13 protein-coding genes and 1 riboswitch are annotated in these 17000 nt (G+C 61.9%); of the genes, 3 read left to right on the forward strand and 10 right to left on the reverse strand.

Translation table 11 applies throughout. The annotated features are described in order from the left end of the window. Positions 1 to 107: 107 nt before the first annotated feature. Positions 108 to 497, forward strand: a complete 390-nt coding sequence (locus tag OKC27_RS01885) for a hypothetical protein (RefSeq protein ID WP_232093600.1) — start codon at positions 108 to 110, stop codon at positions 495 to 497. A gap of 90 nt (positions 498 to 587) precedes the next feature. Here the strand turns inward: OKC27_RS01885 and OKC27_RS01890 are convergent, their stop codons facing one another. The 5 genes from OKC27_RS01890 to OKC27_RS01910 all read right to left on the reverse strand — a co-directional run bounded on the left by OKC27_RS01890 (position 588) and on the right by OKC27_RS01910 (position 8898). Continuing rightward, a complete protein-coding gene (locus OKC27_RS01890; protein WP_182938731.1) occupies positions 588 to 905 on the reverse strand; it encodes a hypothetical protein in 318 nt (105 codons plus the stop codon). Beyond that, positions 892 to 2142: a poly-beta-1,6-N-acetyl-D-glucosamine synthase gene (pgaC, locus tag OKC27_RS01895; RefSeq protein WP_182938730.1), complete on the reverse strand. Its 1251-nt coding sequence runs from the start codon at positions 2140 to 2142 to the stop codon at positions 892 to 894. The genes OKC27_RS01890 and pgaC overlap by 14 nt, the downstream gene beginning before the upstream one ends. Next, positions 2139 to 4097 (reverse strand): poly-beta-1,6-N-acetyl-D-glucosamine N-deacetylase PgaB, encoded by a 1959-nt coding sequence (pgaB, locus tag OKC27_RS01900; RefSeq protein ID WP_270805895.1) that lies wholly within the window; start codon positions 4095 to 4097, stop codon positions 2139 to 2141. The genes pgaC and pgaB overlap by 4 nt, the downstream gene beginning before the upstream one ends. Further along, on the reverse strand, positions 4097 to 6481 hold the full coding sequence (pgaA, locus tag OKC27_RS01905; RefSeq protein ID WP_232093599.1) for a poly-beta-1,6 N-acetyl-D-glucosamine export porin PgaA: 2385 nt from the start codon (positions 6479 to 6481) through the stop codon (positions 4097 to 4099). Before pgaA ends, pgaB begins: the two co-directional genes overlap by 1 nt. Positions 6482 to 7053: 572 nt before the next feature. Then, the gene (locus tag OKC27_RS01910) at positions 7054 to 8898 is read right to left on the reverse strand and encodes a M3 family metallopeptidase (RefSeq protein ID WP_182938727.1); all 1845 of its coding nucleotides are present in this window, start codon (positions 8896 to 8898) and stop codon (positions 7054 to 7056) included. 272 nt (positions 8899 to 9170) lie between these two features. Between OKC27_RS01910 and OKC27_RS01915 the strand changes: the two genes are divergently transcribed. Both OKC27_RS01915 and gbpA read left to right on the forward strand, forming a co-directional pair. Continuing rightward, entirely contained in the window at positions 9171 to 10853 is a 1683-nt protein-coding gene (locus OKC27_RS01915; RefSeq protein WP_182938726.1) for a methyl-accepting chemotaxis protein, read from the forward strand. A gap of 264 nt (positions 10854 to 11117) precedes the next feature. Next, positions 11118 to 11203: riboswitch (cyclic di-GMP riboswitch) on the forward strand. Positions 11204 to 11268: 65 nt separating this feature from the next. Next, positions 11269 to 12693, forward strand: a complete 1425-nt coding sequence (gbpA, locus tag OKC27_RS01920) for an N-acetylglucosamine-binding protein GbpA (RefSeq protein ID WP_182938725.1) — start codon at positions 11269 to 11271, stop codon at positions 12691 to 12693. Between the two features lie 150 nt (positions 12694 to 12843). On the opposite strand, the gene OKC27_RS01925 is transcribed toward gbpA, so the two are convergent. From OKC27_RS01925 to OKC27_RS01945, 5 genes are read right to left on the reverse strand one after another with little or no spacing between them, the layout of a single operon-like run. Further along, positions 12844 to 13680: a transporter substrate-binding domain-containing protein gene (locus OKC27_RS01925; RefSeq protein ID WP_058053906.1), complete on the reverse strand. Its 837-nt coding sequence runs from the start codon at positions 13678 to 13680 to the stop codon at positions 12844 to 12846. Further along, positions 13677 to 14438 (reverse strand): amino acid ABC transporter ATP-binding protein, encoded by a 762-nt coding sequence (locus OKC27_RS01930; RefSeq protein ID WP_058053905.1) that lies wholly within the window; start codon positions 14436 to 14438, stop codon positions 13677 to 13679. Before OKC27_RS01930 ends, OKC27_RS01925 begins: the two co-directional genes overlap by 4 nt. Then, positions 14435 to 15097, reverse strand: coding sequence for an amino acid ABC transporter permease (locus OKC27_RS01935; RefSeq protein ID WP_182938723.1), 663 nt, complete (start codon positions 15095 to 15097; stop codon positions 14435 to 14437). Before OKC27_RS01935 ends, OKC27_RS01930 begins: the two co-directional genes overlap by 4 nt. Next, positions 15078 to 15743, reverse strand: coding sequence for an amino acid ABC transporter permease (locus OKC27_RS01940; protein ID WP_270805896.1), 666 nt, complete (start codon positions 15741 to 15743; stop codon positions 15078 to 15080). The genes OKC27_RS01935 and OKC27_RS01940 overlap by 20 nt, the downstream gene beginning before the upstream one ends. Then, positions 15740 to 16951: a threonine synthase gene (locus tag OKC27_RS01945; protein WP_270805897.1), complete on the reverse strand. Its 1212-nt coding sequence runs from the start codon at positions 16949 to 16951 to the stop codon at positions 15740 to 15742. The genes OKC27_RS01940 and OKC27_RS01945 overlap by 4 nt, the downstream gene beginning before the upstream one ends. Positions 16952 to 17000 lie beyond the last annotated feature (49 nt).

The following is a 17000-nucleotide window of genomic DNA, read 5'->3' on the forward strand; positions in this document are numbered from 1 at the left end:
TCATGGCGCCATTACACTCCCATCCGGTCACAAGACTTTGCCTGAGGGGGAAGGTTGTGTGGCAATGTGTGACAAACGGAAACAAAAGAGGGGCCGACTGGCCCCTTATGATCACGCTTGCTGGCTTGCCTCTCTTCATAGGAGATGGCGCACAATCCACCTCCGCTGTGATTGACGACCTGCCAGCAAAAGGAATCAAATGGGGACACTGCATATCTGCGGCGGAAAACCTGCAGCCCACTCTTCCGGACAAGGAGCCCCCCTTGCTTGCATCCACCGAACAACGCTTCTGCCCCAGCTGTCAGCGCGAGACCACCCATGTCGTGGTGCTGGTCGACAAATCCTTTGGCAAACAACCGACACCGGAGCAAAAGCGCAAAGCGTTTATCAAGGACTTCATTACCGGCTGGGCGGCGGGCCCCTTTCTGGCCAACATGGATCGCTTTGAACGCCACGCCATCTGTGAAAAATGCGGAAATAAAGTCATTGATGAATGACCAATAATGACCAAAAAAGACACGTTACCGTGTACTGCCCGCCTCGCAGTGAGTGACCGGTAATAAAACAGAAAGGGGCCAACCGGCCCCTTATGATGACTTTGTCGCGGTGGATCGCTTTCGCATCAAGCGATACAGCAGCTTGTTGTATTTCGCCCAGGAGTGGATCAGCAGGAAGATGCCGAACAGCAGGGCCAGAAACAGTTGCCCCACCTCGACGGCATCCAGCGAGCCGATAAAGCTCTGATTCTCTTCCGTCTCCAGATAGTTGAGCCAGGGTTGCAGCGCCAGAAACAACCAGCCACTCCAGGTCACCAGCAGAAGCAACAAATCCCGCAGCCGGTACTTCCAACTGCGCCGGGTGCCGTTGCTGATGATCATCTCGTTCGCCAGCTTATGTTTTGTCACGGAACGACTCTCCTCGGTCAGGACTTTCCCACACGGCCAACTGGCCACGGCGACGCAGGATCGCCTTGGGCACTGCCACCACTACGGTCACCAGATTGAGCAGCCAGTAGATGAGCGGATACCAGACGCACCAGATAAAGCTGCGGGCCATGCTCTTGTCGTAGTGGTGGTCGATAAAGATGCTGACCCCGAACTGCAGCAGGCAGATGGCGGTCATCATCACCCCGGTCCACTGGAACAGGTGACCCACCGCCAACCCGCTCAGGTTCGGCTCCATCAGCCAGATCAGCGCCAACAGCAACATGCTGTAGCACCAGGTCACGCTGGAGAGATACTCCAGCAGCAGCAGCCAGAAGCGGCGGTTGCGCCAGCGCATCGCCTGCAACCCGTAGCGCAAAAACACCTCGGCGCCCCCCTGCGCCCAGCGCAGCCGCTGCTTGTAGAGGCCGCGCACCGTCTCCGGCATCAGCACCCAGCAGAGCGCCTGCGGCTGATAGTGGATGAGCCAACCGGCCAGCTGCAGCTTCCAGCTGATGTCGATGTCCTCGGTCACCATGTCATTGCTCCAGCCGCCGACCGCCTCGACAGCCTGCTTGCGAAAGGCCACCACCACCCCGGAGACGGTGAAGACGGTGCCGTAGATCCGCTGAGCCCGCTTGATGAGGCCGATGATGGAGCTGAACTCGCCAGTCTGGATCTTGCCGATGATGGTGGAACGGGTACGCACCCGCGGATTGCCGGTAACCGCCCCGACCCTCGGGCTCTCGATGAAGTGCTTCACCATCCAGCGCACCGCGTCATAGTCCAGCACCGCATCCCCGTCGATGCCGACCAGGATCTCCCCGCTGGCCACGGCCAGCCCGTTGTTGAGTGCCATCGCCTTGCCCTGGTTGTGCTGATGGATCACGGTCAGGCGCGGATCCTGCTGCGCCAGCCGATCCAGCCGCGCGCCGGTGTCATCCTTGCTGCCATCGTTGATGGCCAGCACCTCGAAATCGGGATAACGCTGGCGCAGCAGGTGGCCGATGGTCTCCTCGACGTTGGCTCCCTCGTTGTAGCAGGGCACCATTAACGTCACTTTGGGGTAATAGGGGAGCTCCAGCCCCTGCTTGGCCAGCGCGATATCCCGCCGCTCCCACTGAAAGTAGTAATAGAGGCCGCCACAGACCCACACCATCGCCATCAGGCTGGGATAGGCCAGGGTAAAGATGGCGATGCCTTCCAGAAGATCCTTCACCGTAGCGCCTCCCCGTGGGTCGCCGTGGCGGCGCTGGCTGCAACCGGCGTGGCTGGCAGCTGGGTCGGCTGAGGCTGGGTCTGCACCGAGAAGACCGGCTTGAGCACGGCCGGATCCGGCTGATTGTTGTGAAAATCATCCGGGTAGTAACCAAAGTTGGTCACCCCCTTGCGCTGAATGATCTCCATCCAGCGCGCCAGCTCGGCATCGGGGATGGGCTGGTCGGTGCGCCAGTTGCGGCTCTGCAGCTCGAACACCAGCCGATTGGCCGGCACCTGTGCCAGTGAATCTTCCGCCAGCCTGGCCAGCCACTCATCGGGGTTTTCTGCCTGCTCCATATAGGGCATGGCCATCACGGCGGTGTAGTCATAGGCCTTGGCAAACGCCGCCATGCTCTGGGCAAACCACTGCTGGGATTGCGGCTCGGTCACCAGCGCCGCATAGATGTTGCGGGCGGTCTTGAGCCCGTCGGCGCCCCCCTGCCGATAGCGGGCGGCGGCATCGCGCAGCGCCATGGTGAAGTCGATCAACAGATCGGTCTTCTGCTCCCCCTGCGCCTGCAGCGCGTCAGGAGTACGCGCCAGCGGCATCGGCCCCTCGTAGTCACTGAGGAAGGCGTCATCGTGGAACAGCAGACCATCAAACTTGGTGTAAAAGCCGAGATCCTCATAGATATCCAGCAACAGCTGACGGCTGGCAGGATCCCAGGGTGAGAGGCGCAGATACTGCCCCTTGGCGGGGGCGCCGGTACGGCTGTCGGTGACATAGGCGTGGTTTGGTCCCATGTCGTAGGCCATCACCGGCATCCAGGCGAACACCTTGACCCCGGCCCGGGTCTTGAGCTGCCAGGCCACCCGGTTGAAGAGATCCGCCTTGACCGGCATATGACGGTTGGGGAAATAGAGCGCCTCCGCCACCCCGTCGCCATTGTCATCGGCATAGGCCTGCAGATAGACGGTGGTGATGCCGTAGCCCTTGATCCGATCCAGCAGCATGTCGATGTTCTTGTTCATCTGCAGCGGATCCTTGTCGTAGACATAGTCCAGATCCACATGCACCAGCCGCTCCACCTGCCGCTCCCAGGTATTGCCTCCCATGATCTCGTCCAGGGTTTCGAGGCTGGTGTCCTCCTCCAGCAGATAGCGGCGCACCGTGCTGCCCGAGTCACTCAGCTTGTTGAGCCCTTCGGCCAGCGTGAAGGTGTAGGGCATCCCGGCCGCACTGGCCAGCTCCAGCGCAGTCTGGTTGAAGGCGCCGTAGGGCCAGACCAGGATCCGTGGTGCCCGACCGGTCTGCTCCCTGAGCTGACTGGCCGATGCATCGAAGTCGGCTTTTATCCGGGCCCGGTAGTCGGCCATGCTCTCGTAGCCATGCTGGCTCCAGCCTGCGGTGGTCACCGCCGGCTGCACGTTGCCCTGCGGGTTGGCGAGCAACCCGTAGTGGGAGGTGAAGGTGTGGGAAGCCAGCTCCACCAGCCCGGAATCCTGCATCTCGCGGATCTGCGGCCAGCCGACGAAGTAGCTGCGCGGCAGCTTGTCATTGCCGTACGGGACCATCTGGTCATCCGCCACATCCAGCCAGCTGCCCACCAGCGCAAACACTGCCGGGTAGTTGTAAAGCTTGAGCAGCGGATAGACCAGCCGGTAGAAGCTCTCGTAGCCATCATCGAAGCTGAGCAGGATCGCCTTCTCCGGCAGCGGTGCCTTGCCCGCTTTGGCATCCAGGATCTGCTGGAAGCTGACCGGGTGATAACCCTGCTGCTTGATCCAGTTGAAGTGGCGGATCAGGGTGTCGCGCCGGATGGTCTGGGGATAGAGCTTGAGGTTGGGGGTCAATTTCAGATCGACGATATCGTGGTAGCAGAGCACCACATAGTCGTCGGGTTGCCGGGCCGCCTGCGTCAGCGAAGGCAGCAGTGCAAGCAGCACAACAAAAGGAACAAGCCAGCGTCTCATCACATGAAACTCCATTGCAGATTGGCGAAGATGAAATTTCCGAACTCGGGATTGCCGTCATAGATGGCCTGACGGCGGCCAAGGCCATAACCCAGGCTGAGGGCGGGAGAGAGTATCCAGTCGTGGCGATAGCTGAGCTGCCACCCCTGATCGCTGCCATAGCCCTGTTGCCAGTACTGATTGCCACTGATGATCAGGCTCTGCAGCAGGGAGCGACGCCCATCCAGCGGCAGCCGGTAGCGCCCCGCCAGCTCCAGCTCCAGATTGCGATCCTGCAGGGGATTGAAGTAGTCGACCTCCACCGCCTCGTTGCGGGAGGTGGCGCCACGCAAGGTGGTATCGAACCACCAGCGATCCCGGCGCCAGAGATCCTGACGCAGCCAGCCGGAGGCGGTCAGCCGCCGGTTACCATCGCTGATATCCATCCGCTCCAGCCGCAGCGCCCCCTCGCGGGTCTCATCCTGACGCCAGCCCAGATCGAGTTGGTATTGATCGGCGTAGTTGCCGCGCGCCAGTGCCCGCAACGGAGTGTCGGCACTATTGAGGTTGATGGCAGTGCCCAGCGTCCAGCGATCGTCCAGCCGCCAGTCGAGGCGACTCCACAGATAGCCTTTGTGGTTGAGCTCGCTACCCGTGCCACCCTCCAGCGTCAGTTGCAGCGGGTAGAAGGAGAGCTCGGCCCCCAGCCCGGTATAGGCGGCGCGCTCGGGCTGTTGATCGAACTCACCAAAGCTGCCCTGACGGCGGACAAACAGCCGATCGCCACCATCAGTGCGAGCGCTGTAGAGGCGGCTGTCGTAGCTCCAGTCACGGCTGGCCTGCACCGAGCCCCCTTCGTTGCGGCCGTGGGTAACCTCGGTGACCAATTGCGGGGCCTGCTCCAGAGTCAGCCGCTGCTGCAACTCTTGACGATCACGGGTCAGGTTGCCCAGGGAGCGCACGGCCTGCGGCGTGCCCTGCCAATCGCCCTTGTCGAGCCGGGCATTGAGGCGACCGGGCTCGGCCAGCACGGTGCGACCGGCAGGTAGCCAGCGCACCGCCTGCTGATAAGCCTGCTCGGCCCCGTCGGGATGACCACGCCAACGGCGGATATCCCCCAGTTGCAACCAGAGCCAGGGGTTGGCTGGCGCGGTTTGCAGCCACCCTTCCAACTGCGCCTCTGCGGCACCTGCCTCACCACGCCAGGCCTGCAGCAGGGTTTTCAGCTGCAACACCTTCTCGTAGTCGTCGTTGGCCATCCGCATATTGCCGGTGAAATCCCAGCGCGTCGGTGGCTCCTGCCAACCGTCCAGCAGCCCCTGCGCCGCGCCATAGCGCTCGCCGTCGCTGTAGGCGTAGAAGCGCCTCTCCAGCAGCCGCTTGTCTTTGGCGCGGGCCGGCGTCGCCAGTTGCTGGTAAATCACGGAGGCCTCATCCACCCGTCCCAGCCCGGCCAGCGCATCGGCGCGCGCCTCCAGTACATAGTCAGGCAATGGCCCCTCGGCCTGCAGCGCGGCGGACTCCTGCTCGGCCCGGACAAAATCACCGAGGGCTACCAGCGTCACCACCACATCGCGGCGGGCACTGATGTAGAGCACATGATCGTGTGGCGCGCGGGCCAGGATCCTGTCTTGCAACGCCAGCGTGCGAGTCAGGGAACGACGTGCCAGCACCGGATCCTCGGTCTGGGCCGAGATCCGCAGCAGGTTGACCGCCTGGTAGTAGTCGAGCCAGAGCCGGTCGACCGGTTTGAACAGCTTGGGGTAACGGTCCATCAGCTCCGCCGCCGCAGGCCCCGCCCCCAGGCTCACCGCCACCCGATAGAGCGCCAGCACCTGCTCGGGGTTGTCCGGCTCCAGCTCCAGCCACTGCTGGCGGGCCAGCAGCTCACCCATAGGATCGTCACCCTGACGGGCGGCATAGATGCGGGCTTCGAGGATCGCCTGATCGCGGCCGAAACGGGCTTCATAATCAGCCGCTGCGCTGCGGGCCAGCTCGCGGTTGCCCTGATCGCTGGCGGTGAGAAACAGCCCGAGCCAGCCATTGGGGTTGGCGGGATCACGCCCCTGCAGGATGCGGTAATAGCTGATTGCCTCGGAGTAGCGCTTCTCGTCGCGGGCGGCGCGAGCCACCCCTTCCAGCGTACTGTTGCTGATGGGGCTGAACTCGCACGGCTCACAGGCGGCCAGTGCCCCCTTGCGATCCCCCCGCCACAGTTGCACGGCGATCAGGTCATCGAGCACCTTGCCATCACCACTCTGGCGATAGAGGCCGCTCAGCCCGTGCGCCGCCGCATCCAGCTCTCCCGCCCGGGCCTTGATCACCCAGGCTTCGCGCGCCCTGTCCACCTCACTGGCACACACCAGCAGGGGCAACAGCGCAAACATCAAAAAGATGCGATTCATTCGCAACATACCACCCATAACAAACGCTGGTCGTATCGTCCCTGCACGGCCATACGGATATACACACCCGTCCGCTCCTGCCTGATGAGCAAGAGGGCTTCCTGACTTGTGTGCTGATTTCGAGGGTGAAAGGCGGGCAGTGGGCCAGCACCTTTCCTATGTGCGGCCCAGCCATCTCCGGGCGGAGATCTGAGGCTTTCCGAACCCGATTCACATCGGGAGTGGCAAGACGGGCGATTCTGCCGTTGTGGACAATTTAGTCAATCCGGAAAAATGGGAATGGTTATCAAATGGATTGGTCTGCTTGATATTTATGCACAAAGATAGCTACAAAAAACACTATTGATAAATTAGGCAAAACCGTGTGGATTGCGGGCTCCATGACAGTGCCACCCACTATTCGTATTCATGTTCATACGAATACATATCTGATGAAAAGATTGCAGTCCCAATCTACAAAGCGACAGGGCACGTCGCAACCTACCCGCAAAATGGCAACACCAGACGCTGTTGCGACAACAAATAGCCACGAAAAGCGATGCTCCCGACCAGATCGCCGGGAGCACCGTGAATTACGCAGCTGACGCTCGTCGGTAATGGTTAACGATCCACGCTTCGAAATCGGCCAGCATGCGGGTTTCTGATTCGCTGTTGTCGGCGATAAGCTCCGCGCCGTGTACCACCCGGATATGGGCGTCGAGCGGGGAACCCTCACCGGCGGCGGGGCGCTGCTGCGCGGCGGCCATGCAGGCTTGTGCCAGCTGCCATGCGTCGGCGGCGCTCAGGTTGCATGCCTCGGCCAGCGGCACCGCGCTGAATCCCTCACCAGTCAGGCTGCGCAGGGTCTCATCGTGGCTCATGCCGTTACCCGGCCCCCAGTAATGGGCGGCCAGATCCGGCCCGATGCGCGGGTTGTCAGTGAGGTAGCCATCACGCTTGAGGAAAAAGGCGCGGGTCTGCTCCACCGCCATCAGCGCCAGCAGGTAGCCGTGATAGGCACAGGCCGACTCCTGATTAAGCAGGTGCGGAATGGCCAGCAGCGGGCGCGGGCTCTCTACCCCGACAATCTTGCGCTCCCACTGGCGGGCCAGTGCCAGCACTGCCTCGGGGGTGCGTTTGGCCTCATCCATGGCGTAGAGATCCCGCTCGAAGTAGGCCACCAGCGCAATCTGGCGTTCGTTGAAGGCCCGAAACGGCTGGCGGGCGGCGATCATCTCCTTGATGAGGGCATCGGGGATCGCCTCTCCCGCCGCATTTCTGGCGTAGCGTTTGAGCCAGTCGGCATCGTCCAGCAGGCTGTCGCAGAACATCGACTGGGTCTCGGCATAGGCCATGGAGGTGGGCGGAAACTCCTGTGAGAAGCAGGGGGCGTTGCCGGTGACATTGGCAAAATGCGCGGCATGCCCTCCCTCGTGGAACAGGGTGTTGAGGCCGTTCCAGCCGCTGCCCACCTGCGCCGGGTCGGCCAGGCTGGTGAAGTTGACCACCGCCGGCACCCACTCCCCCTGCTGGAAGAAGCTCGGCACCGGGCCGTGGCAGAAGCCGTTCTCGTATTTCCCCTCCCGCGTCAGCAAGTCCAGCGTCAGGGTCGCCCCGCGATACTGGATGCCGAGACGGCGGAAGCTCTCGACCCAATCCTTCAGCGCCCGCGAGAAGGGCACATAGGGGTCGAGCTGACGGGTCACATCGCCGCTGATGGCATAGCGCAGGTTGTGGGGCAGCAGTGCAGCCTCACCCTTGGCGGCCTTCAGCTCGGCGAGGCTCTGTTGCAGCCGGACGTCGGTGCGGGCGATGAAGTCGTCGAGGATGGCGAACAGCTGCTCCGGGCTCATCTGCTCGTTCTTGCGCACCTTGTAGTCGAAGTAGTCGCGATAGCCCATGGCGCGGGCAAAGCGGTTGCGGATCGCCACCACCTCGAGAAAACCGTTGTCGACCACCCACTGCTCCAGAGTGTGGAACATGGCGAGCGCGCTCTGGCGCACCGCCTCGTTCGGGCTGGCGGCAAGGGAGGTGCTGGCGGCGGGCAGGCTACCGGCCACCTGCTGGCCCTGCTCATCCAACAGGGTCAGTTTCAGCCCCTTGCGGCGGGCGAACAGCTCCGCCTCGGCGGCCACCAGCTCGTCCATCAGGGCGGCGGCGGCCGGATCCTCGATGACATTGCATTCGAAGAAGGCGATCCAGCCTTGCAGACCGTGCTTGAGATCATCCTCATCGGCCTGCGCCAGCATCTCCCGCAATGCGGGCAGGCGGGCCGGATTGGCACAGAACGCCTTGTAGGTCTGCTCGGCCGCAGTGAAACCGGCCTGATCATCGCTGGTGCCCATATAGGTGGACCAGAACAGATCCTCCTTGCGCCTGTGTACCTGCAGGTAGTCGGCGTTGAGCTGGTTGAAGTAATTCCTGGCAATGGAACTCATAAATTCCCTCTTGTGATGGGATCACCCAGAGCGGGGCCCACTCCTTTTTTTGATGAAATGCCAAATCATTCACACTCTTCGGCAAAAATTGCGCAGGGATGCGCATGAACACGCTACCAAAAAGTGGGGCGCTCTGTCTGCTGGCTATACTGTTGTTCAAACGCTCATTAGAAAAGGTCGGCAAACGGCTGAAAGTAAATGAGTTGTTAACTTTGACAAACTGGCTGCAGCGGTACAGAGCCACCATAAAACGGGATAACGAGGGTTTAATCATGTTCAAGCTCGGTGATATCACCGTGAGCCGCAAATTGATCTTGCTGCTCACGTTGGCGTTTGTCGGTTTTGTCTCGCTGCTGTTCATCTCGGCCAACGCGCTCAAACTCAATCTGATGAGTGAGCGGGAGGCGCGGCTCAATGCGGTGTTGGGCCAGGCCATGAGCCAGATCCAGTTTCTGGCCAGCACCCTGCCGGCGGAGCAGGCCCAGCAGGAGGCGCGCAAGCTGCTGACCCACATGCGCTTTGATGGCAACAACTACCTGTTTGTCATCGACGAGAACCGCACCATGCTGGTTCACCCCATCCGCCCCGAACTGGTCGGTCAGAAAATGGGAGAAGGTGGCGCGGCCACCGCCGGGCAGTTCTGGTTCCAGATGGTGGATATCGCCAAGGGGGGCAAACAGGGCACCCTGCAATATGTCTGGACCGGCCCGTCGGGCGAAACCGCTGACAAGCTCTCCATGGTCTCCGGTTATCAGCCCTGGGGCTGGATCCTCGGCTCCGGCATGTTGCTGCAAGATATTCAGCAGACCATCTGGGCTCAATACATGAAGATGGGCACCGCCACTGCCATCGCCATCCTGCTGATGGGGCTGCTGGGCTGGCGCATCACCCACTCGATCGTCGCCCCTCTCGGCCAGATCAACGACGCCATGCAGCGGGTCGCCAAGGGCGACCTGATGGTGAGCATTCCGGTACAGGGCAAGGATGAGCTGGGGGTGGTCGCCCGCTGCACCAACCAGAGTCTCGATGCCATCCGCCATGCCCTGCTGGAGGCCAGTCTGGGGGCTCGCAACGTGGCCGATGCCGCCCTGCGCATCGCCGCCTCTGCCGAGCAGACCAATCAGGCGGTGACCAGCCAGCGGGATCAGTTGGCCCAGCTCGCCACCGCCATGAACGAGATGAGCACCACCATCTCCGATGTGGCCGGTCACGCCGAAAATACCGCGCGGGATACTCAAGAGGCCACCGGTGAAGCCGGGCTCGGCAACCGCGACGTTCACGCCAGCGTGCACGGCATCAGGGCGCTGGCCACCGAGGTGGAACAGGCCACCGTGCAGGTCAATCAGCTCAAGGAGGGGGTGATGCAGATCAGCGAGGTAACCGCCGTCATCAGCGCCATCTCCGAGCAGACCAACCTGCTGGCCCTCAACGCCGCCATCGAGGCAGCCCGGGCTGGCGAACAGGGCCGCGGCTTTGCCGTGGTGGCCGACGAGGTGCGCCAACTGGCCAGCCGCACTCGCCAGTCTACCGAAGAGATCCAGAGCACCATCGCCCAACTGCAGCAACGGGCCGTCACCGCCGCCAACGCCATGGATACCAGCCGCAAACTGGCGGAGAGCAGCGTCAACCAGTCGCAGCAGGCGGGGCAGGATCTCACCCTGATCGTCAACCGCATCCAGCATGTGAGCGACATGGCGACCCAGATTGCCACCGCCGCCGAACAGCAGAGCATGGTCGCCGAGGATATGAACCGCAACGTCAGCGGTATCAATGACTCGGCGCTGGAGATGTCCCAATCCGCCTCGCAACTGGCGCAGGAGAGCGAGCTGCTGGCCGGTCTCTCTCGCAGCCTGGATGAGCGGCTTGCGGTATTCAAACTGGGCAAGGCGTCAACCGCAGCCCCGATGATGGCGCCCGTACCTCACACCTCAGGCGAGCAGCGCGCCCGTCACTGACGGCGTCAACCCGTGTCGCCTTGTCACCCGACCTGCCAGCCCGACTGGCAGGTTTTTTTGCGCCAACAACACGCAATCAGCATGCATCTTATCGCCATATTCAACGGGGATCGGCACAGTTCACCAACAAGAGAACGATTTAAAAACAACTGGTTAGGATTGGCTGCACTCCGTTTGACGGTGTATTTAAACATTTAACTTCAAATAATTAATCAATGAGGTGCACAATGCTGATGGCCGAACATGTGGCCCATCAATACCCATCCAGTCATTTGGCAAACCGACCGAAAGGTCGGGACGCAAAGCCTCCGGTCTACAGACATGTTGTCCAGGATAGCGGGGTTGCCACACGCCAGTGTGCATCGGGGAACTCCCCGGCCAACTGACTGCCCACATCTGTCGAACAGAGGAATGTATGGCAGCAAAAATCCAACTCAATCACATCGCCGCAGTGCTAGCCCTGCTGGCCAGCGGCAGCGCCCTTGCGCATGGCTACATCAAGCAGCCCGAGAGCCGCAACTACCTGTGCAACACCGGCGGCAACAGCCAGTGTGGCGGCGTGCAGTGGGAACCGCAAAGCGTAGAGGGTCCCTCCGGCTTTCCGCAGAGCGGCCCGCAGGATGGTCAAATCGCCTCGGCGGGCAGCCCGCGCTGGAGCGAGCTGAACATCCAGACCAGCGATCGCTGGACCAAGCGCGAAGTACAACCCGGCCCCTTCGCCATCAGCTGGACCTTCACCGCCAACCACGTCACCCGCAACTGGCGCTACTACCTCACCAAGCAGGATTGGAACCCCAACCAGCCGCTCACCCGCGCCTCGTTCGACCTGACCCCCTTCTGCGTCATCGACGGCAACATGGTGCAACCGCCCAAGCAGGTGACCCACAACTGTACCCTGCCGGAGCGCAGCGGTTATCAACTGATCCTCGGCGTGTGGGAAGTGGGCGACACCAGCAACAGCTTCTACAACATCATCGATGCCAAGTTCAAAGATGGCAGCCAGCCGCCGCTGGAGTGGAGCCAGGCAGGCACTATCTACCCCTCCATCGACCTCGCGGTGGGTGACAAGGCGATGACCCGGGTATTCGATGCCAACGGCGAGCGCCCCGAGTTGCAAACCGTGTTGACCATCGCCACTGCCGAGCAGGGCCAGAAGAACAACTGGGCCCACGCCCTCGCCAGCAAGATCAACGCCGAACAGAGCCAGATCCGCGCCGGTCAGCAAGGGGCCGATGGCCAGTTCAATCCTGTCTACGGCATGAACCCCGTCTATCTGAAGCGTGACAGCAAACTGGAGCGGGTCGAGATTGACCTGCAACAGCTGCAACCGCCTGTGGTGGACAGCATCAGCGTCAGCGGTCTGGCCAGCGACTATGTGCTGGACAACGGCAAGGCAACCCTCGACTTTACCGTCACTGCACAGGGCGATCTGGCCGTTTCCAACACCCTCTATGATCACGGCGGCGTCGCCAAGGGTGAAAGCCGTGCAGATATCAAAGACAGCAGCCACACCTTCAGCATGGCGCTGGAAGGGCTCACGGCAGGTCACCACCAGCTGGTGATCAAGGCCACCCCGAAAGCGGGCGGCGAGACCCTCCAGCAGACCATGGATCTGATGTTCAAGGAGCAGAGCAGTGGCGGCGACTACCAGTTCCGCTTCCCGAACGACATCAAGTCCTACACCGCCGGTACCAGGGTGTTGCAGCCGAAAAACGGCAAGATCTATCAGTGCAAGCCCTTCCCCTACAGTGGCTACTGCCAGCAGTGGACCACCACCGCGACCCAGTACGAGCCGGGCATCGGCTCCCACTGGCAGATGGCGTGGGATGAAGTGCACTAATCCACGCTTGGGCACATAAAAAAGGGCGTCCTCTCTAGCAGGGGACGCCCGGAAAAATCAAACCTTGCGGTTTGCATACCAACGGAACCAAGACCTCACTCTTCACTTACTTCACACACTCAACACACTCTTCGAAACAGGGTTTGTCCATTAACCCTGCCATTTTCCTCCTTCGACTATCACATCATTCGGATCGGTATCAGGGCTGAGCTTGTCACGCACATACTGGTCATAGAGTTTCAGCAGGTACTTCTCTTCCCCCAGCTTGGCGAGACGATCGTTGACCCAGTCACGCAGCTCGATATTGCCCTTCTTCACCGCCGGGGCGATGGGATCTTCCGAGCCCAGTTTTTCGGGCAGCACCCGGTAGCCCGGATTCTCCTTGGCCCAGCTGAACAGTACCAGGTTGTCCTGGGCATAGGCATCGCCACGACCCTGGGCCAGCGCCTGCAAGGATTCGGTATTCTTCTCGAACTTGAGCACCTTCCACTCCGGGTGGTTGCGGGTCAGCCAGATGTCGGCCGTGGTGCCGGTGGTAACGATCAGGGTCTTGCTGGCCAGATCGTCGAGCTTCTTGGCCGGACTCCCTTCCGGCACCAGCACCTGTACCGCCACTCGCAGGTTCGGGTTGGTGAAATCCACCACCTCGCGCCGCTCCGGGGTCACCGTCATATTGGCGAGGATCAGATCCACCTTGTCGCTCTGCAGGAAGGGGATGCGACTGGCGGGCTCCACCGCCACGAACTCGATCTTGTTCTCGTCCCCCAGCAGGTCCTTGGCGAAGCGGCGACCCAGATCCGTGTCAAAACCGACATAGTTCCCCTTCTCGTCCACATAGCCAAACGGTGGTTTGTCGGTGAAGACGCCGACGATGAGCTTGTCCCGCGCCTTGATCTTGTCGAGGGAACCGTCCGCCGCATGGGCAGCGCCGCTGGCGAGACCCAGCCCCAACAAGGCACTGAACAGAACCGAGGTGATTTTTTTCATGCTGACTCCTTTCGTTTGATGACATTTGTATAAGAAAACTTGGCGAGGAACTGGCGCGCACGCTGGCTCCCGGGATTGTCGAAAAATTGGTGGGGTGCGGCCTGCTCCAAAATGTGGCCGCCATCCATGAAGACGATGCGATCCGCCACCGCCCGGGCGAAGGCCAGCTCGTGGGTGACGATGAGCAGGGTCATGCCGCTGCCGGCGAGATCGCGGATCACCTCCAGCACCTCCTGCACCATCTCGGGATCCAGCGCAGCGGTCACCTCATCAAACAACATCACCTGCGGGTTCATGCACAGCGCCCGCACGATGGCGATGCGCTGCTGCTGACCACCGGAGAGCTGGCGCGGATAGTCATGGCGCCGCTCCCACAGGCCGATGCGGGTCAGCAGCTGCTCGGCTTGCAGCAGCGCCTCTGCCCGCTCCCGCTTTTGCACCTGCAGCGGGCCAAGCAGCACGTTTTCCAGCACCGTCAGGTTGGGGAAGAGGTGATAGCTCTGGAACACCATGCCGATCCGCTGGCGCACCCGCTGCCAGTCGGTGGCACCATCCAGCAACACACCATCGAAGCGGATCTCGCCCCCCTGGATGGGCTCGAGCCCGTTCAGGGTGCGCAGCAAGGTGCTCTTGCCGCAGCCGCTCGGCCCCAGAATGACGATCACCTCCCCGGCGCGCACGCTGAGGCTGATCCGATCCAGCACCCGATTCGGGCCGAACTGTTTACTGACAGAACCGAGTTCAAGCAGAGGTGTCATACCGCATTACCCCATTGTTGCTCCAGCCAGCGCGAGGCGAGCGAGAGCGGATAACAGACCAGAAAAAAGAACAGAAACAGCAGACCGTAAATAAGCACCGAGCCATAGGTACGCTCGATGATCTGCTGGCCCACCTTGATCACCTCTACCACCCCGATCAACACCGCCAGCGAACTGGTCTTGATGATGCGGGTGTAGATGTTGATGGTCGGCGGCGTCAGCCGCTGCAACGCCTGCGGCAGCAACACATGGCGATAGAGCTGCCAGGTCGAGAGCCCGAGCGCCAGCCCGGCCTCCTGCTGACCACGGGCGAGGGACCCCAGACCACCACGCACCACCTCCCCCACCTCGCTGGCCCCCCACAGGGCGAGCACCAGCACGGCGCACCAGAAGGCCGGCATATCGAGGCCGAAAAAGATCGGCAACCCGAAGAAAAAGAGATAGAGCCACACCAGCACCGGCACCACCCGAAACAGCTCGAGATAGAGACGCAGCAGCCCCCGCACCAACCGACCGCCCTGTTGCGCCAGCACGCCGTAAGCAACTCCGCCGAGGGTGGCAAACAGGATGGCCAGCAGCGAGATGGTGAGGGTCTGGCCTGCGCCCACCGCCAGCAGTGGCAGTGCCTGCATTAGCAGCTCAGTGACCGAACTGACCATGTTGCAGCCTCCTTTCAACGACTCGCAGAGCAAGCGACAGCGGCAGAAAAATCAGCACGCACATCAATGTCAGTACCGCCAGCATCTCGTAGGTCTTGTAGTAGAGGGCGATGTAATTCTTGGTGGTGTAGAGCAGCTCTGGCACCGCCACTGCCGAAGCCACCGTCGTCTCCTTGAGCAGGAAGATGAAGTTGGCAAACAGCGCGGGCAGAGTGGCGAGCCAGGCCTGAGGCAGTTGCACGTAGCGCAGCAGTTGCCAGCGAGAGAGGCCGATGGCTCGGCCAGCCTCCAGCTGACTGGCGGGCACCGCCTGAATGCCTGCACGCAGCGCTTCGGTCAGATAACCCCCGCCGAGGAAGGTCATGGCGATCACCGCAGTGGCAAATCCGGAGAGCGACAAGCCCAGCGCAGGCAGTCCGAAATAGAGAAAGAACAGCTGGATCAGCAGCGGCGTGTTGCGGGCCAGCTCGACATACCCGCGGATCAGCGCGCTGAGCGGCCGCTTGTGCAGGCTCAACAGCACCACATTGAGCAGGGCGACCGCCAGCGAGGTGAGGATCACCAGGGTTCCCAGTTGCAAGGTGACCCAGACCGCCTTGCCGAAGGCGGGCAGCGTCGTAAGGATGAAAGGCAAGTCCAGATTCATGCCGGGATCCTCCCGTCACGCTGCAGACGCTGGGGCAGCACAGTGATCGCATCCGGGTACTTGATACCGGCACCGGTATTGAGCACCACTACCTGCTCTCCCCCACGGATCCAGCCAGCCTCGCGCAGTTGACGCGCGGCAGCAAACGCAGCGGCCCCCTCCGGGCAGACAAAGCTCCCTTCACGAGAGGCAAGCTGGCGGATCTCGCTCTGGATGGCCTTGTCATCCACCGCAATGGCGCAACCCTCGGTGCGATAGAGGGCATCCAGCACCAGAAAATCCCCCAGCGCCTTGGGTACATTGATGCCGAACGCCAGCGTTTGGGAGTCGGGCCAGAAGCTCGATTCGGTGGCTCTCTGTTGCCACGCCTGCACAATAGGCGCGCAGCCGCTCGCCTGTACCGCGACCAGTCTGGGCAACGCCCCCTTGACCCAACCCAACTCCTGCAGCTCGCGCAGCGCCTTGTAGATACCGATAAGGCCGACCCCGCCGCCGGTGGGATAGAGGATCACATCCGGTAACGTCCAGCCCAGCTGTTCGGCAATCTCCAGCCCCATGGTCTTCTTGCCCTCAATACGGTAAGGCTCCTTCAGGGTTGAGGCGTCAAACAGGGATTGCTCCGCGACCGCCTGCGCCACCTGACGACCGGCGTCGCTGATCAGGCCATCCACCAGATAGAGACGGGAACCGGCGAGGGAGGTCTCCAGCCGGGTGATAGCGGGGGCCGCCTGCGGCATGACGATGGTGCTGCGCAGCCCGGCGCGGGCACCGTAGAGCGCCCATGCGGCGCCTGCGTTACCGTTGGTCGGCATGGCGAAGTGAGTGACGCCGAGTTCACGCGCACGGGAGATGCCCACCGCAGCACCACGGGCCTTGAAGGAACCGGTGGGAATGACGCTCTCGTCTTTCATCCAGAGATCCGGAATACCGATCTGCTTGCCCAGCGTGGGGAGTGGCAGCAGCGGGGTGACCCCCTCCCCCAGTGTCACGACGTGGGCGGGGTCGCGCACCGGCAACAACTCGTGATAACGCCACAGGCTGGCAGGGCGACCCAGCAATGCCGCCGGGTGCCAGGATCTCTTCAGCGCATCGAGATCGTAGCTGGCCAGCAGTGGTGCACCTGCCCGGCTCAGTTGCCAGGGCTGGTCGGCATCATGGATCTCGCCACTCTTGCTGCAGCGCAGATGTGATAGGTAGCTATACGGCATGCTTTATCCTGAATGGGTCGACTTTGGTCAGTCACTTATTCCATCCTGC

The sequence above is a fragment of the Aeromonas sp. QDB62 genome, assembly GCF_027705695.1.
GTDB lineage: Bacteria > Pseudomonadota > Gammaproteobacteria > Enterobacterales > Aeromonadaceae > Aeromonas > Aeromonas allosaccharophila.